The sequence below is a fragment of the Armatimonadota bacterium genome (assembly GCA_017993055.1).
In the GTDB taxonomy this organism is placed as follows: domain Bacteria; phylum Armatimonadota; class UBA5829; order DTJY01; family DTJY01; genus JAGONM01.
Genome location: JAGONM010000036.1, coordinates 1 through 23,049, shown reverse-complemented (window position 1 = coordinate 23,049; position 23,049 = coordinate 1). Strand labels below are relative to the sequence as shown.

20 protein-coding genes are annotated in these 23,049 nt (G+C 60.9%); 7 read left to right on the top strand and 13 right to left on the bottom strand.

Features of this window, described 5'->3' with window-relative positions; all coding sequences use genetic code 11:
- Nucleotides 1-38: 38 nt before the first annotated feature.
- The 3 genes from KBC96_12570 to KBC96_12560 all read right to left on the bottom strand — a co-directional run bounded on the left by KBC96_12570 (nucleotide 39) and on the right by KBC96_12560 (nucleotide 3,681).
- The gene (locus tag KBC96_12570; protein ID MBP6965228.1) at nucleotides 39-1,241 is read right to left on the bottom strand and encodes an MFS transporter; all 1,203 of its coding nucleotides are present in this window, start codon (nucleotides 1,239-1,241) and stop codon (nucleotides 39-41) included.
- A 31-nt stretch (nucleotides 1,242-1,272) separates the two neighbouring features.
- The gene (locus KBC96_12565) at nucleotides 1,273-2,691 is read right to left on the bottom strand and encodes a cytochrome c biogenesis protein ResB (GenBank protein MBP6965227.1); all 1,419 of its coding nucleotides are present in this window, start codon (nucleotides 2,689-2,691) and stop codon (nucleotides 1,273-1,275) included.
- Nucleotides 2,692-2,763: 72 nt separating this feature from the next.
- Nucleotides 2,764-3,681 carry an NHL repeat-containing protein gene (locus KBC96_12560; protein MBP6965226.1) on the bottom strand — a complete coding sequence of 306 codons (918 nt, stop codon included), beginning with the start codon at nucleotides 3,679-3,681 and terminating at the stop codon, nucleotides 2,764-2,766.
- 189 nt (nucleotides 3,682-3,870) lie between these two features.
- Here KBC96_12560 and KBC96_12555 point away from each other — a divergent pair, with 189 nt between their 5' ends.
- From KBC96_12555 to KBC96_12535, 5 genes are read left to right on the top strand one after another with little or no spacing between them, the layout of a single operon-like run.
- On the top strand, nucleotides 3,871-5,745 hold the full coding sequence (locus tag KBC96_12555; GenBank protein ID MBP6965225.1) for a hypothetical protein: 1,875 nt from the start codon (nucleotides 3,871-3,873) through the stop codon (nucleotides 5,743-5,745).
- Between the two features lie 37 nt (nucleotides 5,746-5,782).
- A complete protein-coding gene (gene cysD / locus KBC96_12550; GenBank protein MBP6965224.1) occupies nucleotides 5,783-6,688 on the top strand; it encodes a sulfate adenylyltransferase subunit CysD in 906 nt (301 codons plus the stop codon).
- Nucleotides 6,688-8,595 carry a sulfate adenylyltransferase subunit CysN gene (cysN, locus tag KBC96_12545; GenBank protein MBP6965223.1) on the top strand — a complete coding sequence of 636 codons (1,908 nt, stop codon included), beginning with the start codon at nucleotides 6,688-6,690 and terminating at the stop codon, nucleotides 8,593-8,595. Before cysD ends, cysN begins: the two co-directional genes overlap by 1 nt.
- A 16-nt stretch (nucleotides 8,596-8,611) precedes the next feature.
- A complete protein-coding gene (locus KBC96_12540; protein ID MBP6965222.1) occupies nucleotides 8,612-10,351 on the top strand; it encodes a hypothetical protein in 1,740 nt (579 codons plus the stop codon).
- Between the two features lie 6 nt (nucleotides 10,352-10,357).
- Nucleotides 10,358-12,106 carry a hypothetical protein gene (locus KBC96_12535; protein MBP6965221.1) on the top strand — a complete coding sequence of 583 codons (1,749 nt, stop codon included), beginning with the start codon at nucleotides 10,358-10,360 and terminating at the stop codon, nucleotides 12,104-12,106.
- Here KBC96_12535 and KBC96_12530 read toward each other — a convergent pair.
- The gene (locus KBC96_12530) at nucleotides 12,103-12,816 is read right to left on the bottom strand and encodes a sulfotransferase (protein ID MBP6965220.1); all 714 of its coding nucleotides are present in this window, start codon (nucleotides 12,814-12,816) and stop codon (nucleotides 12,103-12,105) included. The two genes, KBC96_12535 and KBC96_12530, sit on opposite strands and share 4 nt — an antisense overlap.
- Before the next feature lie 466 nt (nucleotides 12,817-13,282).
- Between KBC96_12530 and KBC96_12525 the strand changes: the two genes are divergently transcribed.
- Complete coding sequence (locus KBC96_12525) at nucleotides 13,283-14,572, top strand: magnesium transporter (protein MBP6965219.1); 1,290 nt, start codon at nucleotides 13,283-13,285, stop codon at nucleotides 14,570-14,572.
- Nucleotides 14,572-15,828 carry an Nramp family divalent metal transporter gene (locus KBC96_12520; GenBank protein MBP6965218.1) on the top strand — a complete coding sequence of 419 codons (1,257 nt, stop codon included), beginning with the start codon at nucleotides 14,572-14,574 and terminating at the stop codon, nucleotides 15,826-15,828. Before KBC96_12525 ends, KBC96_12520 begins: the two co-directional genes overlap by 1 nt.
- On the opposite strand, the gene KBC96_12515 is transcribed toward KBC96_12520, so the two are convergent.
- The 9 genes from KBC96_12515 to hflX all read right to left on the bottom strand — a co-directional run.
- Nucleotides 15,802-16,920, bottom strand: a complete 1,119-nt coding sequence (locus tag KBC96_12515; protein MBP6965217.1) for a hypothetical protein — start codon at nucleotides 16,918-16,920, stop codon at nucleotides 15,802-15,804. The two genes, KBC96_12520 and KBC96_12515, sit on opposite strands and share 27 nt — an antisense overlap.
- A 24-nt stretch (nucleotides 16,921-16,944) precedes the next feature.
- Nucleotides 16,945-18,036, bottom strand: coding sequence for a hypothetical protein (locus KBC96_12510; protein ID MBP6965216.1), 1,092 nt, complete (start codon nucleotides 18,034-18,036; stop codon nucleotides 16,945-16,947).
- 79 nt (nucleotides 18,037-18,115) lie between these two features.
- Complete coding sequence (locus tag KBC96_12505) at nucleotides 18,116-18,586, bottom strand: hypothetical protein (GenBank protein MBP6965215.1); 471 nt, start codon at nucleotides 18,584-18,586, stop codon at nucleotides 18,116-18,118.
- Nucleotides 18,587-18,675: 89 nt separating this feature from the next.
- A complete protein-coding gene (locus KBC96_12500) occupies nucleotides 18,676-19,233 on the bottom strand; it encodes a sigma-70 family RNA polymerase sigma factor (GenBank protein ID MBP6965214.1) in 558 nt (185 codons plus the stop codon).
- Nucleotides 19,234-19,370: 137 nt separating this feature from the next.
- Nucleotides 19,371-19,922 (bottom strand): flavodoxin family protein, encoded by a 552-nt coding sequence (locus tag KBC96_12495; protein ID MBP6965213.1) that lies wholly within the window; start codon nucleotides 19,920-19,922, stop codon nucleotides 19,371-19,373.
- A 134-nt stretch (nucleotides 19,923-20,056) separates the two neighbouring features.
- Complete coding sequence (locus KBC96_12490; protein ID MBP6965212.1) at nucleotides 20,057-20,785, bottom strand: hypothetical protein; 729 nt, start codon at nucleotides 20,783-20,785, stop codon at nucleotides 20,057-20,059.
- 43 nt (nucleotides 20,786-20,828) lie between these two features.
- A complete protein-coding gene (locus tag KBC96_12485; GenBank protein MBP6965211.1) occupies nucleotides 20,829-21,533 on the bottom strand; it encodes a hypothetical protein in 705 nt (234 codons plus the stop codon).
- A gap of 95 nt (nucleotides 21,534-21,628) precedes the next feature.
- The gene (locus KBC96_12480; GenBank protein ID MBP6965210.1) at nucleotides 21,629-22,111 is read right to left on the bottom strand and encodes a GNAT family N-acetyltransferase; all 483 of its coding nucleotides are present in this window, start codon (nucleotides 22,109-22,111) and stop codon (nucleotides 21,629-21,631) included.
- A 9-nt stretch (nucleotides 22,112-22,120) separates the two neighbouring features.
- Nucleotides 22,121-23,049: GTPase HflX (gene hflX, locus KBC96_12475; protein ID MBP6965209.1), on the bottom strand; the 929-nt coding region annotated here is incomplete at its 5' end.

Here is a 23,049-nt window from a genome sequence, read left to right as displayed (position 1 = left end):
GCCTGTCTACTTCGGAAATCCTCCGAGGTCACTACCAGTCAGCCGCCTCTATCGCCCGAGCCAGCATTGAGTTGCCGCCGGCCGAACTTCCAGTAGAGCCCGACCACGACGAGCACAGCACCCGACAATCCGGCGAGAGCGGTGTAGGGCGTGCGGAGGGAGATATACTGGGCAACGACCCCGCCGACAAACGCCCCGGATATGTTCCCGGCGGCGACCAGTGACTCGTGTATCCCGGTGTTCCTGCCCATCTTCATCCTCGACTGCAGTCCATAGTAGAGCGCCTGCGTGTATGCGATCCCCAGCGAAGTTCCCTGAAGAAGGAATGCCGCCGCAAACATCATCCTCGACTCGGCGAACACAATCCCGATCCCCGAAACCACGCCCATGACGAGCGCCATCACCAGCGGCCACAGTCTCCCTCGCCACCACGGGCCCGCGCTCGTAACGAATATGCCGGCCGCCTGACCGATAAGCATTACACCCAGGAGCAGGCCGATCGTACCATCGGAATACCCGATGCTGTACCCCAGCTTAGGGAACAGACTTCTGATTGCCGAGTAGCCGAAGAACCCTGTGAAATGCGCCGACCTCGCGATCTGCAGAAGTGCCCGAGGACGCTCCACATCTCCCATCACGGATGCGGCGGTAATGGGCTCCTGCTGATCCGAGTAACTTGGATCAACGGGGATGCGAGACCATGCGCGCACGACATAGATCGAGCCCGTTGCCAGCAGGGCCGCCGCGACGAACGGCCATGCCTCGCTCGTAGCGAACATGTACCCCGCCATCAGGGTGAATGCCGCCCCACCTACGGTCCAACCGACATTGAACGCTGAGAGGTTCTTCCGCAGTTCGCCCCTAGGACTCCTATCGCCGATGAAGGCCTGCAATGACGGATAGAACGCGCCAACAGAGATCATAAACACAACGTAGAGCGCGAGAACTTGCAGGTTGTTCCGAGAGATCGAGAGTCCGAGACAGGCGACCGACGCCATCGCCGCCGCCGGGATGATAACCCTAGTCCTCCCGATCTTCTCAGACAGCATACCCGTCGTCATGCAGACGGGAAGCCTGGCTCCTTGTGCCATCGAGCCCATCGTTCCGAGGAACAGCGCGTTTGCACCGAATCGGAGGGCGAGCAGAGGGATCGCGGTCTGTACCAATCCTATACAGCCGTCCATCAGTGCGGGGATGGCGAAACTGAAACCGCGTGAGCGGTGGGACTGTGCCGCGTTCACGACCCTTCGACCTCCACACCAACGGGCAACCTCACTTCAGCGCATCCGTGAGTCTAGCGACGTCCCGCTGAGCCGCCTCGCAGTCCGTGTGCGACGATCCTCCGATGTAGAGCGCGCGCTCCGACGATGTCATTATACGGACCACACTCCGGCGCACATAGAACGAGACCGTTATCCCGAGAAGCATCAATGCGAAACCAATGTACACGATCGGAAGGGCAGGATTGCTGGCTACCTGCAATCCCGTGTAGTCAACAACGCGTTCCAACTCGACCTTGTGGCCCTTGTACTCGCCGGGGTTCCCGCTCGATACCCACCCGATCCGCTTCCAGTCGCTACGATTCTCCTCGAAGTTCTCGTTGACGTAGACCTGCGCCGCCGGGTTAACGGGCAGACTCGAAGCGCTGATACGCGGCGGGCCGACATAGTCAGGCGCGAAGTCATGAACGAATAACGACCATTTCCGGCCGCCAGTCATGAACTCCACCGGCACAAGCTCGGGCACGAACTGCTTCCCGTGTGCATCTGAGGCGGTCTCCATTCGGACAGCGATCCGATCAAATCCCCCATCCGGTCGCGTGACCCGTAGGACAAGTCGGTCCACGCCGAAATCGCTCTGATAGAACGTGATGCCCCGATATATCAGCGGGTGGTTGACATCAATCGTCTTCTCAACGACGCGCCTCCCCTTCTCATATACCTCCAACCGGCTCTTGTATGCCGACGGCGACCGGTCCTTGTCGAGTTCGATCTGGAAGTCAAGCAGTTTCACATCAAAGCCGAGCGGACGCATCTCCTGCGAATCCGCCGGGAAGTAGGAGCTGACCTGCGAGCCTTCCGAGATCAAGGCGTAGCCCTCGAAACCAAGCCGGTTGCCGAGCATATACCCTGCGAAGATCACTAGCAGGCTGAGGTGCGTCAGGTAAGGGCCCCAGATGCCGAACCGCCCTTTCGCGCCGTACACGCAGTCCCCATCCAGTCTGACCAGGTATCCCGAGGACCGAAGGGCCGAAGCTGCACGGTCTCGCGCGCCGTCGGCCGATCCACTGAAGGCGACACGCTCTGACACTTGCATGTTCTCGATCTGCTTCACGGTCGCCGCCACAGTCGGCCGAAAGAACCTTGTCCAAGATACCCTGAACCGGTTGACGGTGCACACGATGAGGTTAATCGAGATCAACGTCAGCAGAGCTGAATACCATGCGGAGCGAAAGACGTCGTGCAGGCTGAGGCCGAGGATGACCGCCGCCTTCGCGCGACCGTACTGCTCGACATACTGCTCCGGCGGGCCTCCCTGAGGCACGACCGTGCCCATGACCGAAGCGACAGCAAGGACGAGAAGCAGCACGATCGCAGTCTTCATCGAACTGAAGAAGACCCACAGCGCGCGCATCAGACCTGTTTCACCGCTCTGTCTTGATCCCGGCGTTCCGCTCAGTTCCTCTTCCACGTTCACCTGCTCCCCTAGCGATCGGTCACTCGTGTATCCCCGTTGGGAGTATAGCGGACTAGAGCAGGCGTGTCAAAAGTCGAAGGTCCCAAACGATTCGTACGGGTGGCCGACGGTGAATACCTGCATGCGCCGTGCCTCGCCCTCCACGATGTAGACCCTCCCGAAGGCGTCGATCTCAATGTCAACGGGGTCGAATATCATCCCCTCTCCCACTCCGTACACACCGAACCTGCGAAGGAACTCGCCTGCGCGGTCGAACACCACCAGCGAGTGCCTGCCCCTGTCGGCGATCCAAACCTGTTCGTTCCGATCGAGTGCGATCGCGCTTGGGTTGCCGATGTCCTGCGAGCCTTCGCCGTGGAAGCCGAAACGATAGAGATACTTGCCCTTCCTGTCGAAGACCTGGACGGGGACACCGACCGAGTCGAGAGCATAGATCCGCCCCTGGCGGTCAACGGCAACATCCTGGAGCCGGCGAAACTCACCGCGCCTGCTCCCTTCGCCACCCAACCGCAACTTGAGCTTGCGGTCCCTGTCCAGCACGTATAGCCGGCAGTTGGCGCGATCCACTACATAGAGGTTGCCTTCGCGATCAAAAGCCATTCGCCCGGGACTCGGAGGCGCATCTCCCTCAGGACGCGGGAGTTCGATGGAAGACGTCCTCCCACCGGGGGCGATGACCTTGATCGGGGCCGTTTCCGACAGGGTGACGTAGAGCGAGCCCTCAGCGTCAAGCGCCAGGGCATAAGGTTCGACGAACTTCTCATTGCTCATGTCGGTCGGCCTCGACACGCCGTGCAGATCCATCGAGTAGACAGCCGACTCCTTGATGTCGGCCAGGTACAGCGCGTCTAAGCGCTCTGAGACCACGATCCCGGACGGTTGGCCGAATCGCAGGTCCTTAGTCGGACCCGCCACGGCATAGCTGAACGCGAACTCGCCCGCTGCCACGCGCACCGCCGCTGAGGCTGCCAGCAATGACAGCAAAATGAAAAACCGCGCCTGTCTAAGATAAGTACTCATTAGCTCCCGCACACCCATCCAAGCGGACCGCCGAAGGAGAGGCCCCATCCATTCTACACGAAATCACTGCCGGGCGCATGTTGACCCGGACGCCGTGATGCTGTAAGCTTTGAACAACCATTCCATGACCATTCCGCACAGGAGGCGTCGGCTATGAACGAGCAGGCTAGATTAGTCATGACCGCGCAGGCGATGAGTCCCGCCGAGATCATCCGAAGGCTCGAGTCGGGCGATCCAAGGGTCAACCGCTACCTCGCGGACGAGATATACGCGAACGCAAACCCGGAGTATCTCGCCGCTCAGCGATGCAGGTTGGCCGAAACGGTCCGCCTCCACGCGGTGAGAGTCGGCGATCGCCCGACTTACATTCTCCGTGCCCCGGGCAGGCTCAACGCGTTTCTCGAATACCTCGATATGTGCGCGGGCGACCACATGTCCACGACCATTGATGGCGACATCCCGGTCGCCGTGTCGCCGAGAGACGACGACGAGCTCTGGATTTCGAATGTCAATCCTCTGTTCCCGACAGAGCGGATCTCGCTATCGCGCGAGTTTAAGCAGTTCGCAGGAGAGCCGTTGCACCAGCATGCACGAGGGCTACTCGACAACTGGGACAACCGCACCAAGATCCTCCCGCACTTCGGGAGGCAGAAGGGAATCTGGTCGAACTATATCCTCGGCCCGTACTTACGTGGGATGTGGGAACAGAACGACGCAACTCTGAGAGGGGCCGACATGACCTTCGGCCCCGCTACCGCGCCGTTTCGAGCCGGCACCAGTTCCTCATCCGCAGTTGTGGTTCTATCCTTCCTCTGCATGTACATCTGCAACCAGGACCTGCTTCCTCATTGGGACCTACCCGAGATGTGCAGGCTTCTGGGCGAGGCTGAGTGGTACGTCGGCACGCACGGCGGCGCGAACGACCAGACGACGATCCTTCGCAACGGGCCGAACATGGTGCTGTACAATCGCCACTCACGCACTCCCCTCGACTCGACGCCCTTGCCCTTCCTCAGGGGCGTTCACGTCGTGCTAGCCAACTCCCTATGGGAGGTCAACAAGTCCCTTACAGGTAATCAGAGTTTCAACATGCGAAAGGGGTGGATGGAGATCGGCGACGAGCTGATGCGACTCATTATCTCCGCCGTCAGGAAGGCGCAGAAGCAGGGCAAGGCGTCCGATGAGGGCTGGCTGGCCGACCTGTTGAAAAGACGCTTCCGCATTACCCCCGGCGGACCGACGCCCTATCTGGAATCGCATCCTGAGGCTTGGGAGAGAATCGAGTCCAACTACAACATGCTCGGAAGCCTCGACGAGAGTATACTGGGCATACCGAACGAGGCCATCGAAGAGATGGTTCTTCTGCTGCCGATGAAGATTACACCCGTTGAAGCCGCACGGCTCCTGCGAAGGGACGTCGATACCATCATGCGCATGTACACAAAACCCAGAAGAAGCATCGGTGGATACCATGCGCGCACGACGGCGAGGTTCTTCCACAAGGAGAACGTCATCGGCAGGGCGCTCGAGCGAATCTTCATCGAGGCCGACGGGCGAGTCTCCTCAGGCGATCTCAAGCCGGACTCGCCTGAGTACGATATGTACAGGATGACCGTAGGAGAACTGGTCGAGCAACTACAGCATATCCTGTGCTACGACTTCCGGGTCTCCAACGCTCAACTCGACCGCCTGATCAACATCGCGCGCCGTGGACCCGGGTATCTGGGCGGCAAACTGACTGGCGCGGGCAAGGGCGGCTGCGTCTCGATCTTAGTCCGGGATACCGACTCTCAAGGTATGTGTGAGTACCTAGACCGGGAGTACTATGGGAAACTCGAGAACTTCGAGGACTACCGCCAGATTCTCGACGATGCCCTTCGCTATTACGAACCCGATTCGTTCGAGCGCATGTCGGCGGCGGAGCAACTCGATAACCTCAATCGTGCGCTCTCATCCATCCCGGAGCAGCGTCGGGTCATCACCTTCAGCCGAGGAGCCTGCGCCCTGGACCTCCCGGATGTGAGATAGGCCCCGGCGGGTCGCGTCTGAAGTTAATTCACCCGACATGGAAAGACTGCATCTGTCGAACCTGAGAACTCTCGAGGCAGAGAGCATACACATACTTCGCGAGGTAGTCGCCGAGTTTGAGCGGCCGGTCATGCTCTATTCTATCGGCAAAGACTCATCCGTGATGGTCAGGCTCGCGCAGAAGGCGTTCGCCCCAGGCAAGATCCCCTTCCCGCTCCTGCACGTAGACACGGGCATGAAGTTCCCCGAGATGTACGAGTTCCGCGATCGGTTCTGCGCGGAGATCGGGGCCGACCTTCGCGTCTACACGTTCGACGAGGCGATCGCTGAAGGCGCGGACCCATGGGACTGGGGCACGGTGAGGTGCTGCGCGCAACTGAAGACGCAGGCGCTCCTGAACGCTCTTCGTGAGGGGGGATACGATGCGGCCTTCGGGGGCGCCCGCCGCGACGAAGAGAAGTCGAGGGCCAAGGAGCGAGTCTACTCCTTCCGGGATGTCCACGGGCAGTGGGACCCGAAGAACCAGCGGCCCGAGCTGTGGAACCTCTACAACGGGCGGATCAAGAAGGGCGAGAGCATCCGGATATTCCCGCTCTCCAACTGGACGGAACTCGATGTCTGGCTCTACATCCATCTTGAGGAGATCCCGGTGGTCCCGATGTACTTCGCCGCCGAGCGAGAGGTCGTACCGCGCGACGGAAGGCTGATCCCGGTTTACGAGCGTACTCGACTGGCTCCCGGCGAGGTGCCGCAGAGAATGGTCTGCCGTTTCCGAACGCTTGGGTGCTACCCGTGCACCGGTGCCGTTGACTCGAAGGCCGCGACCGTCGCCGAGATCGTGGAGGAGATGATGGTCGTGCGACACTCCGAGCGCATCACCCGGCTGATCGACCACGACCAGGACAGCTCGATGGAGCAGAAGAAGCGGGAGGGGTACTTCTGATGGCGATCGAAGATCTCCTCACTCAGGTCCGGGAGGCCGACCTCCTGCGCTTCACCACGGCGGGCAGCGTCGATGACGGTAAGTCGACGCTCATCGGCCGCCTGCTCCACGACGCAAAGTCAATCTACGAGGATCACCTCGCGTCGCTTCACAAAGACTCGATCAAGGCGGGCCGCGTGGAGATCGACTACGCGCTACTCACCGACGGACTCAAGGCCGAGCGCGAGCAGGGGATCACCATTGATGTCGCCTACCGCCATTTCTCGACACCTAAGCGCCGCTTCATCATCGCGGATACGCCCGGCCACGAGCAGTATACGCGCAACATGGTGACCGGCGCTTCGACGGCGAATCTCGCGATCATCCTCATAGATGCGCAGAACGGGGTGCTCACCCAGTCGAAGCGGCATGGGTTCATCGCGTCGCTACTCGGCATCCCGCATCTCGTAGTCGCGGTGAACAAGATGGACCTGGTGGGCTACTCGCAGCAGGTGTTCGACGACATAACTGAGGAGTACCGCGAGTTCTGCGCCAAGCTGCAGTCGCGCGACATAACATTCATCCCGATGAGCGCCCTCAGGGGCGACAATGTCGTCCGCAGAAGCGAGAACATGCCGTGGTACCACGGCTCCTCCGTTCTCTCGCACCTCGAGAGCGTCCATATTGCGGGCGACCAGAACCTGATCGACTTCCGGTTCCCTGTCCAGCTCGTGCTGCGCCCGCACGGCGGCTTCCGGGGATACTGTGGCACTATCGCTTCCGGCGTCGCCCGCATAAGCGATGAGGTGTTCGTGCTCTCGTCGGGCAGGATGAGCCGCATATCGCGCGTGCTCGTGAACGGCGAGGACGTCGAGTACGCCTTCCCTCCGCAGGCGGTTACTATCTGCCTAGAGGATGAGATCGACATCGCGCGGGGCGATATGCTCGCTCACCCCGCGAACGTGCCGTGGGTAGCCCACGAACTCGAGGCGATCCTGATCTGGATGCACGACGAGCCGCTCGATCCGTGCAAGCACTACTACATCAAGCATACGACCCAGACCGTTCGCGGCCGGCTATCCGAACTGCGCTATCGCATCGACCCTAACACGCTTCACCGCGAGCACGTGGAGAGTCTCGGGCTCAACGACATCGGGCGCGTCTCGATGCGGCTCTTCAAGCCGATCTTCTGCGATGAGTATCAGCGCAACCGGCAGACGGGCAGCTTTGTCGTGATCGATCCGCAGTCGAACTTCACCGTCGGCGCGGGAATGATTATCGACCGCTCCCACAGGTACGATGTGGTCCGCCCGACGGCGGACGACACACCGGCGGATCGGCATATCACTCGCCACCTCGGTCTGGTGGCGTCGGACGACCGGGCGCGCGTTCTCGGCCAACAGCCTGTCACCATCTGGTTCACGGGTCTCAGCGGCTCGGGCAAATCCACCATTGCGTATGCACTTGAAAAGCGTCTCATGGAAGAGGGCCACGCTTGCTTCGTGCTCGACGGCGATAACGTGCGTCATGGGCTTAACCGGGATCTCGGGTTCTCGCCCGATGACCGCACCGAGAACATACGAAGGGTCGCAGAGGTATCGAAGCTGTTCAACGAGGCGGGGCTGATCATGATCACCTCGTTCATCTCGCCATATCGCGAGGACCGCCGGGCGGCGCGTGAGGTCATCGGCGGCGACCGGTTCGTCGAGGTCTTCCTCGATACGCCACTGGAGATCTGCGAGAAACGCGATCCGAAGGGGCTCTACAGGAAGGCACGCGCGGGCGAGATCGAAGAGTTCACTGGTGTGTCCTCCCCGTACGAGCCGCCCGAGGCGCCGGAACTACGCGTTGACGCTGGTGACATGTCGGTCGAAGACTCCGTCGAGGCTATCATGGCTCTCCTGACCGGTCGTAGCTTGCTTGGCTGATCTCTTGGAGGTAACGATGCACAGGTTCTGCTGGCTGATGCTCGTAGTCGCTTTCGCGGCTGCTGGGGACTGCCTCGCATGGAACGACCGCAATCTGATGAGCGATACGTGGACTGCCACGGACGCGCTCGGCCGGACGCTGCCAGGTTTCGAGGAATGCGGGCCGCCCCGCGAAGGTAAGACCGTCGGTATCTTCTACTTCATCTGGCTCGGTCAGCATACGACCTCCGGCCCGTACGACATCAGCAAGATCACTGCCGACAACCCGACCGATCCCCAGTGGGGCCCCGTCAACCACTTCCACCACTGGGGCGAGCCGGAACTTGGCTACTACGTGTCCACCGAGGACTATGTCATTCGCAGCCATGCCAGGATGCTCGCCAACGCAGGGATTGACGTGGTCGTATTTGACGTGACGAATTCATTTACATACCCGAACGTCTACATGAGGCTCTGCGAGATCTACACGCAGATGCGCATGAATGGCGGCCGCACCCCCCAGATCGGCTTCATAGCCCACTCCCACGAGGAGAAGACCGTCGAGAAGCTCTACGACGACTTCTACTCCAAGGGCCTATACCGCGACCTCTGGTTCATGTGGAAGGGCAAGCCCCTGATCATGGCCAACCCCGACAACATGCGCCAGGATATCAAGGACTCCTTCACCTTCCGGCACTCCTGGGCGTGGAGCGACCCCAACGGTTGGTTCGGTGACGGGAAGGACAAGTGGCCGTGGGTGGACCATTACCCGCAGTCCATCGGTTGGCACGAGAAGGGCTTCGCGGAATACGTGTCCGTGAGCGCGGCCCAGCACCCGATGACGAACATCGGGCGCAGCTTCCACGACGGGAAGGAGCCGGAGCCGGCGGACCGAAAGCCCGAACAGGGCCTGTTCTTCGCGGAGCAGTGGAAGCGGGCGCTGGAGGTCGATCCCGAGTTCATCTTCATCACGGGGTGGAACGAATGGGTCGCTCAGCGCTTCCTCGCGGACGGTGTCTACAACCTGATGACCGGTCGGAAGCCGGAGAAGGGCGAGACGTTCTTCGTCGACCAGTACGACCAGGAGTACAGCCGCGACATCGAGCCGATGAAGGGTGGGCATACCGACAACTACTATTACCAGATGATCGCCGGCATCCGCCGGTTCAAGGGCATCCGGGCACCTGAGAAGTCGAGCGGCCCGAGGACGGTCCGGATCGACGGCCGGTTCGCAGACTGGACGCTCGTGAAGCCGGAGTACCTCGACTGGGTCGGCGACACCGAGCATCGCGATTCCCAGGGCTGGAACGATACGCTGCACTACGTCAATACGACCGGACGGAACGACTTCGTGCGGTTGAAGGTTGCCTATGACAAGGAGAACGTCTATTTCTACGCGGAGACGAAGGACCCGATCACGCCGCCCACCGATCCGAAGTGGATGCTCCTCTACCTCGACACCGATAGCGATCCCAAGACCGGCTGGCACGGCTACGACTTCATCGTGGACCGGAATGTGCTTCACTTCGCGATGGCTAACCGGGGGCCGCTCTCTCAGGGGAATGGGACGCATGGAACTGACGTGACCTATAGCACGCATGGGCACAAGCTGGAGGTCAGCGTCTCTCGGGCGATCCTCGGCCTCCTGGGGAAACCCGTCAAGCTCGATTTCCACTGGGCGGACAACATCCAGAAGTTGGACGACATCATCGAGTTCTCGATCAGCGGCGACAGTGCCCCCGACCGCCGGTTCAACTACCATTTCGAGGGAAGGTAGGGCGATATGCCTGTCAAGATCATCATTCCGGCGCTGCTGATGGTGTCACTGGCCGCAACTGGAGCGACTCTGGGCGGCTTCACGAGGAGCCCCTTCTTCCATGAGCAGGTGCGGTTGGAGAAGACGGTGGAGGGCATCCGGATGCTCACCAACCTCCCGCAAGTGATGCACGCCGACCGCCCTACCCTCGTAATCTTCTTCGCCACACCGAACGGGAACACCATCGAGCAGACGATGGGATGCGCGATGGTGCCCGACCTCGACTGGCACTTCGACATCCAGCACATCGCGGCCCAGACGCGCGTCCTTCGGGACCTCGATCGCACCTGCAACATCGTGCTCGTCTGCATGGAGGCAGAGGGTCTGAGTTGGCCGACATGGCGGTCGAAGCACGATCAGGCGATCATCCGTGAGACGCTGGAGCGCATATTGAAGGAAATGCCGGGAACGCAGGTCAGCGGCGTCGTCACCGGTCACAGCGGCGGAGGGAGTCTGATCACCGGCTTCATCAACTCCTATGATGCGATTCCTGAGTGGTGCGAGCGAGTCGCCTACCTTGACGCCAACTACTCCTACTCCGACGGGGAGAAGCATGGAGACAAGCTCCTCGCCTGGCTCAACGGAGATGACAAGCGGCGGCTTGTCGTGGTTGCGTACGACGACAGGGAGATCACATACGACGGGAAGAAGGTGGTTGGCCCGACAGGCGGCACCTACCGTGCCTCCCACCGCATGATCGACCGTCTCGCCAAAGACCTCCTCGTGAAGCAGGGCAGACTGGCGCCGTTCGACACGTACGCCTTCATGGACGGCCAGATAAGCTTCTTCATTCATCCGAACCCGGCGAACAAGATCCTGCACACCGCGCTGGTCGGCGACATGAACGGTTTCCTCGAGGCGATCACTCTGGGGACGCCGCTGGAGTCGAAATGGGGAACGTTCGGCGGCCCCAGGGCTTACACGAAGTGGATCCAGCCGGCACAGATCTCGATGGTCAACATTCCTACGCGGCGCAAGAGCGCGAGAGGGGGAACGGCCGTCATGCATTCGGTCTTAGAGATGCCTCTCATCGAGCGTGAGGCGACACTGCTTAAGGAGTTCAAACAGGGCAACCTGCCTGAGTTCCTGCGGCAGTTCGTGACGATCAAGGTCAAAGCGAAGGATGCGAACAACCGGGAGCGCGCCGTGGTCTTTCAGGTCATGCCCGACTACCTCTCAGTCGGCTCGGATGCGGATTTCGTGCGCACGCCGCTTACCCCGATGGCCGCTCAGAAGGTCGCGGATGCCTTCGACTGCTCTCTTCCGACGCGCAAGATAGTGAACGACATCTCAGCACAGGCGACAGTCAGGCTCGGACCCAAACCACTCGGGGAGCCGCGCACGACAGTCGAGACCTTCATCGCGCACAACTCGATCGTCGAGGAGCAGAGGAAGGGAAATCCGCTCGGGAAACTCGTGGCTGGCATCAAGAAGGATGTGGTGATCACCAATCTCTCGCTCGACCGAACCGATCACGTGGCGATCTACGGCTGGCATCAGCTCGACGGTAAGCCGATCCAGCCCCTGACTACGGTTCACGTCAACTGGTATGTGGACTACAGTCACGGGATTAGACTGGTGAAGCGCGCGATGATTATCGACGGCCAACCGAAGGACATCCGCGAAGTGCTCGCCGACCCGATGCTTCATCCGCTACTCAGCGACGAAGGCCCGATCGCCGAGCCGCACTACCGGCTTGAGGCACACAAGCGTTAGAGATACCCCAACTCCGCCATATCGTCCTGAAGAAAATCGAAGACTGTCGGCCCCTCGGCGCTCTGCCAACGCCCGACGGATTCAGGACGGACCTCTATGCGGGCAAGCGGGAAACCGAGAAACCTCTCCAGACGCGCCAGTGTACGCTCCTGATCAAGAACGAAATCCTCGAACCGGACGTCTATGGTGTTCTTGGGCGCCTGAGTCGCCTTTACGATCTCCCGCTGGTACTTCCAGCTTATCGCGCGCCGAAGCCGCTCGTCATCGGTGGGGTCGTAGGAAACGCCGAACGCGGCGAGATCATCGGTCATGTGCGCACCGAGAATCGAATCGCGAGGGTCGCGGCTCCAGTGAATGTAGTACGCCTCGGGGAACATACGCACTATCCAGGGGTAGATCAGCGTGGTCTCGGGAAGCTTCCAGCCCCTGCGGCTCTCCACGCTGCCCAGAACGGAAGTTAGATACGAATCAACCAGTCGGGCGAACTCCGCATCAACCGGCACGGCATCGAGGGCCGAGAAGTCCCAACGCACGCCGCCCAGATGAACGACGTGGCGCGCCATCACCCGACACGCCTCGTACATGTCACCCGGCGGGACGAGATCATATGACCCGTTCAGTTGCCCACCCATGTAGACACCGCTCTCCACGAGCGTCTGAGACATCGCCCGGGTGCCCCCGTGCCCTCTACCGATAACAGTGACAAGCATCTCCTGTGGAATCCCCTTATGTACACAGATATTCCAGCCGCCCGTCGGTCTGGTACATCACCCTCTTTGGCCCACGACCGGTGATTCTCCTCCCCGGATTGTCATTCCTTGACACGAAGGCCGGCCAAGGGTATACTGCTAGTCGGCTGCCGATGACGGCGCATGCATCCTAGCTATATGAGGTGATGGTTGGTGGACACCGACCCGGCCAATAGTACAAAACTGTGCTGCCGATGCGCGGGCAGTGGAAGCAGGAGGACTCGCAGAGACTGATCCGTCCGACCACTCTCCTCAATCCTCTCGCTAACCGCCCCCCGCTCGGCTCACATCAACCTGACTCAGACCAGTTTTTCGTTAGACCAGTAGCTCTCGCATTGCCGCAGGCGATCGTGGATCTTTTCCAGCACGCGTAGTCTCGCGTCCGCCAGGAATCTTCGCAGTTCGCCGCCGAACAGGGGGGATCATCATGCAGTTCCTGACTCAGGCACTCGGTCGAGCGGTCATTGACAGCATCGGCGAACCGATCGGCAAGGTGCGCGATGTTATCGCCACGCCCGCCGAACCGCTTCCCATTGTCTCGGCCATGGTCGTCCAGAACAGCCATGGAATGCTGCTGATCCCTTGGGCTCAGGTGAGAGAGGAGGTAGACGGGTTCGCCCTGCCGGTTCGCGGTGATCGCCTCCTGGCCTACTCACCGCGGCCCGACGACATCTGGCTCAAGCGACAAGTGCTGGACAGGCAGATCGTTGACATCCACGACTACAAAGTCGTGCGTGTCAACGACGTGCGGTTTGTGGAGACGCCCGGCGAGATCAGGTTACTCGGGGTCGACGCGTCCACGCGCGGCCTGCTCCGCGAGATCGGCGTTGAGTGGCTCTCCAACCTTCTGCGCAACATTTTCCACAAGCCCCTGCCCGAGAAGATCATCCCCTGGGAAGACGTGGAAACGCTTGAACAGAAGCAGGACGGCCCCATCAAATTGAAGATTCCGCTCCAGAAGCTGTCGAAGCTCCACCCAGCCGACATAGCGGATATCATCGAGCAGATGAACCCGATGCAGAGAACCGATATCATCGAGAGCCTCGACGTCCAGACTGCCGCTGACGTCCTGCCGGAGACCGCTCCGGAGATACAGGCCGAGATCATAGATGACCTGGACACGGACGACGCGGCCGATATCCTGGAAGAAATGGAGCCCGACGAGGCTGCAGACATCCTGGGCGACCTTCCCGAGGAGCGCACAGAGGAGATACTGAAGGAGATGGAGCCGGAAGAGGCCACCGACGTCCGCGAGCTGCTCGTCTACGAGGACGAAACGGCGGGCGGCCTCATGACGACCGAGTTCCTGGCCATTTCAGATCAGTTCACCGCTCAGCAGGTAATCGAGCGTGTGCGCGAACTCTCCCCGGATGCCGAGACGATTTACTACTTGTACGCCGTCGACTCCGGTGAAAAGCTCGTCGGCGTGATCTCGCTCAGAGACCTGATCGTCGCGCTCCCGGACACCCCTGTTGAGGAGTTCATGGTCAAGCGAGTCATCCACCTCCACCCCGAGGCGAGCCTGAGGGAAGTGGCAGAGCTGTTCACCAAGTACAACCTCCTCGCCCTTCCGGTTGTGGACTACGACAACGAACTGAAGGGGATCATCACCGTGGACGACATCTTCGAACACGTCCCTGTGCGCGCGTGGAGCGGCAGGCCGGGAAGGCGTCAGACGGCGGACGATCATACCCTCGAACATGAGGTAGGGGCCTGATGCGAAGGCGATTCACGAAGGCGAGACTTGCCCTGCTGTTCGCCGCGATCGGTCCAGGACTCATAGCGGCGGCGGCGGACAACGACGCAGGCGGCATTGCCACCTACAGCCTGGCAGGTGCGCGCTTCGGCTACGGGCTGCTGTGGGTACTCATTCTTATCACCTTCAGCCTTGCGGTCACCCAGGAGATGGGTGCGCGCATGGGTGTCGTCACCGGCAAGGGGTTCGGCGGGCTGATACGCGAGCGGTTCGGCGCGAAGTGGGCGGCGCTGGCGATACTCGTGATGCTAGTGGCCAACCTTTTCACTACCGTGGCCGAGTTCGCCGGGATTGCGTCAAGCCTCAGCATCTTTGGCGTCCCGACGTACTTCAGCGTGCCCCTCGCCGCCGTTGGAGTCTACCTCCTGATGGTGAAGTTCGACTTCCGCCGTGTCCAGCAGGTGTTCCTTCTGAGCAGCGTTCTCTACATCTCCTACATCATATCCGGCGTCCTCGCGCGACCCGACTGGGGGCTGGCGGCCCGGAGCGTCTTTCAGCCGCACATCCCGTGGACCAGCACCGCGTACCTGCTGATGTTCGTCGCTACCGTTGGCACGACCATCACACCGTGGGGCCAGTTCTTCATACAGTCGTACGTCGTGGACAAGCGGCTTAGTGCCGAGGACCTCGGGTACGCGCGGGCGGATGTCTATCTCGGCGCGGTTCTCACGAACTTTGTCGCGTTCTTTATCATAGTCGCCTGCGCCGCAACCATCTGGGCGACGAGATCGACAGTTGACTCTGTCGCGTCGGCATCCCAACTTGCCGTCGCGCTTAGACCGCTAGCGGGCAGGTTCGCGTCCGGCCTATTCGCGTTCGGACTGCTCAATGCATCGCTTCTCGGGGCGGCGATACTCCCGCTGACAACCGCTTACGCGACGAGCGAGACCTTCGGCTGGGAGTCCGGAATGGACAAGCGGTTCTCCGAAGCTCCGATCTTCTACGGCATACTGGCGTTTTTCATCTTCTTCGCCGCCGTGATCGTACTCTTGCCGAACCTTCCGCTTCTGATGATGATGCTGTTGCCTCAGGTGCTGAACGGGATGCTCCTACCCATCGTCCTGGTTTTCGTCCTGAAGATCACTAACGATGCCGCATTCATGGGCAGACACACGAACTCGCGCGGTTTCAACGTCGTGGCCGTCGCAACGGTCGCGCTGATGATCCTCCTGACCGCGCTCCTGCTCGCCTCACCGTTCATCGAGCGGCTGTGTTGACGAGAATCCTCCGGGCGGCGGCCGCATTATGCCTTTGCAGGCCTCGAACTTTCCGGCAGCCTCGAGAGCCTTCTGTAGTGCGGGCGAGTTGCGGATATCGTCCTCGTTCTGCTCCTCCGTCCAGCCGGGATAGGCTCTGTCTATCGTCAGCCAGTTAAGCCTCGAGGGCAGCCACATCTCATCGGCCACGATCACCGGGTTCGGGAACGTGAGAGACGAGATCCAGGTCCAGAATGCCCCCATGTAGACCCGCTCGCCGTTCACGAAGAGCACGAACGGGATGCCCTTCAGCAAGCGGTTCTCCGGCGGAGCGGCCTTGGGGAGCCTCTTCAGAGCCTCAGGCGTGAGCTTGAACCAGTGATCCTTCCAGGAATAGCATGCGAAATCATCGAGTGTGAAGAGCGGCTTCCACTGAAGTTTGATCTCGCGCAGGTCCATCTTGAGCGCATCAAGGGCTGTGAGCGTCTCGTCTTCCGCCAGATAGATGCTTACCGGTGAGAGGGCCGGTCGAGCGCCGAAGTTGGATATGGACGGTTCAGGCGGACTTGCGGTGTTTGGGAACATCTTCTCATGTTTCCTGATGAACCCGTCGATCTCTTTGCCGGGCTTCACTGTGACGTTGCCCGGGACCTTGATCTCGCTGAGCTGGATGCCGCAGCCGAGATAGAGGTTGACGGTCACGTATCGCTTGTACGGGCTCGTCTTGTCCAGTCCGCCGTCCGGGATCATCGGCGGGACGACGAAGACATGCCAGTCGAAGGCATGAGTCTTGGGCTCCATGAATGCCTTGACCTCGCCCTTCCCGCAATGCAGGACGAGGGTATGCGGAACGGCCTCCAGTTTGCTGTACCTCTCCATGAAGGAGTTGAATGCGGCTGCATCGCCGGAGTAGTAGAAGTTGTCCTGCAAGTTGACAAAGTACGCGTAGACGGGTTTCTGCGAGTTGAGCAGGTCAGCCACTCCTCCGGGCCATTCCGGCTGCTGACCGATCCGCTGATTCAGGTCATACTCGCTCGCGAGCGCGAATGCGGGCGGGCAGACGAGTGCGGAACAGCTGATAATCGTGATAAGAAGAGCCCCAAACCTGGACATGATACCCTCCCTGAAGTGATGACTTCACACCGTTTGACCCGACCCACGGCGAATACCTTCACCTGCGGGCGGGAGTTTTCTCGCGTGGGTCTTCACCAGGTGCTTCACGATCGTGTAGATGATGACCGCGTTGACCGTCGAAAGCAGCAGCAGGAACGCGTTCGCCTGCCAGTGAGGGATCGGGATATTGCCGATGTAGCCTGAGTAGTCACCATCGTGCACCAGGCCCGACATCGGCGCGAAGGCGCCCACCTGTGCGAACAACATGCAGGCGGTGATGCCGGACCAGAACACATCTCGCGCCGACGACCGGGCAAGCCACCGGCGACCGAGAGGACTGAGCCAGAACGCGAACATCAGGTAGCCCACGATGTTCGGAAGCATCGGCCCGGAGATGCCGATTATCGCCCCAGGCCAGCCGGGCAGATCCGGACCGGCCGTCCAACTGACGTGGGGCTCGCCGTGCAGGCCAATGAAGTCGCAGCCCCGCAGGTCGAGTCTGTGGAATGACGCAAGCGCGATGGCGTGGCCGGTCTCGTGCACAAGAGGATAGCCGACGATCATCGTGAAAGAAAACAGCAGGCAGCCGAGGACGTACCGTGCCTTCCGGACGCCCGGAGCCCGACGATCGCCGCCGCTCCGTCGGAGAGCATAGCCGTAGCACCCCGCACTGATGACCACCCCGAGCGTAACGAGGAGCAGTTGGCTCGGTGAGGCGTCTGGAAGCCTGCCCTGGTAGAGACTGACCGAGTAGCGTCCGACAATGCCCTTCTCTACAACACGGAGTTGATACCGTCCGGGGGCAAAGCCGCGGCCGACGTTGAACGGAAAGCTGTTGTTGTACTGCGGCTTGAAGCTCATCTGTACAAGCATCGTGCCGGAGCCATCGAACAACTGAACGAGGAAGTCCGATCGATCTATGCCGCTCTTGACGCTGAGCGTGAACTCCCTGGAGTACTCCTTCAGTCTGAAGTCGCGGGCGATGATCCGGCGGCTCGGCCCGGTGCGGTCAGCTTCGATATGCACCAGAGTCGCAGGTCTGTACACGATTCCCGGACCGAATGCAAACAGCACGAATACGATCAGCGCGATGGCTGCGACAGCCAGTTTTCTCATCAGTACACCCCCGATCGACGTTCTCACTATGTTAGGCGCACATCGGGGCTAGGTAGGTGCACACTCCGATGCCGTCCACTTACCGCTCGACCTTCTCTGCCAGTTCGGCCAGACGGAGCTTGAGTTCAAGGAACTGCTCTTCGGTCTTGATCTGCGCCTGGTCGATTCGGTTGGTAATCAGTGATACCGCCGCAGAGACCAGGAAGACGAGACCCGTGAGGAGCACATACGTCGACTTGGCGGCATCGGGCTGCCGACCTGTGAAGACCAGGAATAGCGTAACCATGAATACGACGAGCACCCAAACCAACCCTGTGATTGTGTTGGGGGTAGCCCTCCGGTGCATCTTGCCGCGCAGAAACGACTTTCCGACGATCGCCGCTCCGATCAGCCCCGACAACGATCCGAAACCGAAGGTCGCACGGACGAATACGGGCCAACTGCTCTGTGTGATCGCCGAGTAGGCGCAGTACATGGCCCATCCCAGGCACGCGAGCATTGTGAACCCGAAGCCGAATCGCTGGGCCGGTGTAAGAGTTCTCTCAAGCATTGCCTCTACCTCCCTTTCGTATCTCTCACGGAGCGAAGGAGTCATGGCCTCGGATGCCAGCAGTCTGTCCGTGAAGGAATCTGGTCTATTCATCGCATGGCCTCCTCCTGCTCCAGCACGGCTCGCAGTGCGCGTTTCGCGAAATGGAGCCGTGACTTGATCGTTCCAGGTGCGACACCCAGCAGTTCCGCAATCTCATCGATCGAAAGATCCTTGAGAAAGAACAGGGTGAGCACCTCCCGGTGCGGCAAGGACAACTGACTGAGCCCGTAGTGAACCATTTCGGCATCTTCGAAGCTGAAGGTGTCGGTGGTCTGATCTACTTCGGAAACATCCTCGCTGTCATCAAGCAATGCCCTGTCGGCATACCGTCCTCTCAGGCGGCTCATCGCGGTGTTTCGGGCTATGCGGTAGAGCCACATCGGCAGGCTGCGCGGCTCGCGCAGATCGCCGATGCTCCCGATGACCTTGAGCCAGGTCTCCTGGAGGACATCCCATGTGTCCTCTTCGCTGTCGAGCAGCCGTCGGATGTAGTAGAAGAGCCGCCGCTCCCAGTGGCGGATCAGCTCCTCCATCGCGCCCTTGTCACGGCGCCGGCAGCGAAGAACGAGGAGTTCGTAGTAAATCTGTTCTCTCTCGGTACTCATACGTCGGTTCCCCTTGCGCGTTCACTCATACAGTCGCGCGCGGGAGGCGGGAGGTTCAAGTGAAAATGAGAGGATGGGAGAGTGGGAGATTCGGATCACCCCGTCGCCCACTCTCCCACTCGTTATCGAGCCTGTAACTAGCGTTTCAATGCGAACCACTTGCCGGTGTTCTTCAGCGTCTTGACCTTGGACTCGAGGTTCTGTCGGCGAACCGGGATGAGATCGACGATGTCGAAGCCCGAGGTGCGAAGTATCCACTCCATGCGGGTGGTGCACTCCGGCGCGCCACCCCCTCCTCCGCCTGCGACGCAGATACCGATCGCGGGCTTGCCCTCGATGCCTGCTCGGCCCGAGTCGGCGATGCAGATCCGACGCAGGCGGTTGAGGAACGCCTGGAGGCTCTCGCTGAGGTCGGACCAGTAGACGGGCGTGGCAAACACTACCGCATCGGCGCCGCGGATCTCGTCGGCGACGGACGCGAGATCGTCATCGATAACGCATCGGCCTTCGGAGCGGCAGATGCCCCAGCCGTCGTTCTCGCACTGGAGGCAACGCTCGATCTTCATCGGCGGGAGGAAGATCAATTCGCACTCGGCGCCGGCTTCCCTGACGCCGTCGAGGAACGCATTGGCGGCCCGGGCGGTTTGGCCCTCGGGGTTTCGACTGCCGGACATGATGAGTACCTTCATCGTATGCCCTCCTTGGTGGGTGGAGATGGTGCTAGTATAGCACACCGTGGATGGGAGAGGGAGTGACGTGAGCACCGGTGTTCTCAGGACAGGCCATATGTCGGCCCACACCGATGTATGGTGTATGGAATCATCTACGATTTGTCAGTCCTCTGCAGCAGCTTGAGGGCGAGATCGAGGTCGAAGCGGAGGGACTGCTCGCCCCACCTGAGAACGGCGGCCGCGCGGTCCGCCGGCTTCTCCGGGGTGACGTCCTTCGACTTCGGGAACGTCACGGTGACTTCTTCAGTCTTCTCAAGCAGACGCTGGGAGGAAACCTTCACGACTTTGGCGGGAATGCGAAGCGCCTCACTGTATGACACCTTCCCCTCGTCCCCGGAATCGGGCTTGTCGCCGACTGCAACGGAGATCAGCGCCAGATCGGTCTCTCCTGTGGTGGTCAGACTCGGACGGTCCAACATGTAGAGCATATACACGCCGGGTCTCACCTTCTTGGTCGCATCCTTCGCCGAGGACCCCTCGACGAGCAGCGCAACGGCACCGAGGATGCGTCCGGGATCGATACCCTCCAACTGGGCGTTGACCGGGACATACACCTGGGTGACCTTGATCGCAGGGATATCGCCCCACTTCTCCTCGCGCCAGGGGTACTTGAGGTCCGGGTTCGCGCCGACTCCGTCTCTGATCAACAAACCGCTCTCGTTCGCGGATTCGTCGGCCACGACAATGGCTATCTGCTCGAGTCGAATGCTGTGCACTTCTTTCGTAAGTGCCGCAATCTCGTCACGCCACCGGGCGGCATGAGCTGAGCCAAGCAGTCCCATCATCAGAATGAGAAACATGATGCGCGCTGACGTCCTCATGGTCGACTCCTTCGCCGGAGCTTTCGCTCCGTCCATCGTCGGGTCATCCGCACTCAACACGGATATCCACCAACTTGAACGAGTAGCTCTCCCGCTCCCAGGCCATGTCCACGGTTGCCCGATTGAACGGATTCTGCTCCAAGATAAGCATGTCGTTCGGAAACCACACCGCCACATACGGCTTCGACGTTCCCTGGGTAGCGCTGTGGGAGTCGAGCCGGGCTCGACCGATCTCCTTATACTCGAGGCGCCCGTGGTCACTGACGGCGAAGGTAAAGACTGCGACCCCCTCGTCGCGCGTCCTCGTCTTCTCCTGATACGCAAGGATGTAAGTACCTGAGCCGAGTTCATGCATCGTGCCTGCGATCCGGCCGCCGCTCTGCAGGTACACCGCACCGAGCACCCGACACTTGCCGGCATTGCCCAGTTCGGCATCGAACGGTTGAGTGACCCGATATACCATCACGAACTCACGACCGCCGTCGCGGTTTACCATGGCCACACAAGGCGGATCCAGGGTCTTGGGTGATTTGATGAGCAGCCGGCTCTTGCCGTCGGAGAGGCGATCAACCAGCACGGCCGTGCGGTCAATGTCCACACGGAACCGCTCTATCTCCAGGCGACACTTCTCAGCATAGTCCTCGGACGTTCCGAGGTCACGAGCGGCCGTCAGCGGAATGATCGAGAGCAAGCCCATTGCCAAGATGGCCAGCAGGGCACGCGTCAATGCTCTATGTGACTTGGTCACGCCAGTTGCCTCCTTGGCACGCAGGATTGCGGCTTCACTTGCACTGTTTGACCCCGCTGGCGACGAGATCCTTCAGAGTTTTTCCTGTGTCGGAGTCAGAGGTCGAGGGACATGAAGGTGACGTCGAACGGTAGACTCGGGAGCGACTTCGTTGAGGTGACGGCGAATCCCTGCTGCTCGTACCAGAGCTGGAGGTCGGTGTTGACGGCGATGATGGCGATCTCGACTCGCCGGAGACCGTGAGCCCATGCCCGATCGAGCACGTGCTGGACCAACAGGCGACCGAATCCCTTGCGGCGACGCCCGGTCAGGACGGCGAGGCGTTCGAGGTAGCAGAACTCGGGATCGGGGATCTCCATGGCGACGCATCCACAGGGTAGGCGGTCGTCTTCGAGGATGAAGTACCGCACACCCTTGCCGAAGTCGCGCTCGATCCACTCGGGTGTGCAGTTCGATGGGTGAGTCGGGGCGTTCTCCGGCGTCAGGCCGAACTCCTTCGCCGGGCCGGCGAACGACTCGCGAATGATCCGAGCGAGGAGATCGGCATCTTCGATTGCGGCTCGGCGGATGGTGGACATGACGGCTCCCTACTCCGCGGCCCGCTTGTACTTCTCGAGCTTGCCCGCGATCTCGCCCGATACTTCCGCCTCGACGAGGATGCGGTCCTGCGTGTACTCGACGCCGAGCACGCGGCCGCTGTCGTAGCAGAGGGAGAGCAGGTCGCTCCGCTCGTAGGGCAGATCCAGCGAGACGCGAACGAGCAGCTCCCGGATCGTCTTGACGAGCACGTCCATCAGGTACGCGATGCCGTCGCGCTCTTCGGCGGAGATGTAGACGCTGTTCGGGATATCGGCGACGAGCTTCCGGAGCACGTATTGGTCCTGGATCAGATCGCTCTTGTTGAAGACCGTGACTGTCGGCTTGTCGTCGGCGTCGAGTTCGCGGAGCACCTGGTGAACCGCGGCCATCTGCTCTTGCATGTCCGGATGGCTCGCGTCTACCACGTGGATCAGGAAGTCCGACTCGGTCACCTCCTCGAGGGTCGCCCGGAATGCCGCCACGAGATCGTGGGGAAGGTCGCGGATGAACCCGACGGTGTCGGTCATCAGCACGGCCCAGCCGTCCGGCAGGACGACGCGCCGGGTAGTCGGGTCGAGGGTGGCGAACAGCTTGCGGTCTACGAGCACATCGGACCCGGAGAGGGTGTTGAGGAGCGTTGACTTGCCGGCGCTCGTGTAGCCGACGAGCGCGGCCGTCGGGAACGGAAGCTTGCCCCGGGCTTGCCTCTGGACGTGCCGATGGCGGCGCACCTCTTCGATCTCTTTCTCCAGGTCGGAGATGCGCTTCCGAATCCGCCTGCGGTCGCTCTCGAGCTTTGTCTCGCCCGGACCGCGGATGCCGATGCCTCCCTGCTGCCGCTCAAACTGGGTGTAGAGGCTGGTGATGCGAGGGAGGAGGTAGGTCAACTGGGCCAGCTCGACCTGAAGCTGGCCCTCCCGCGTGTGGGCGCGCTGGG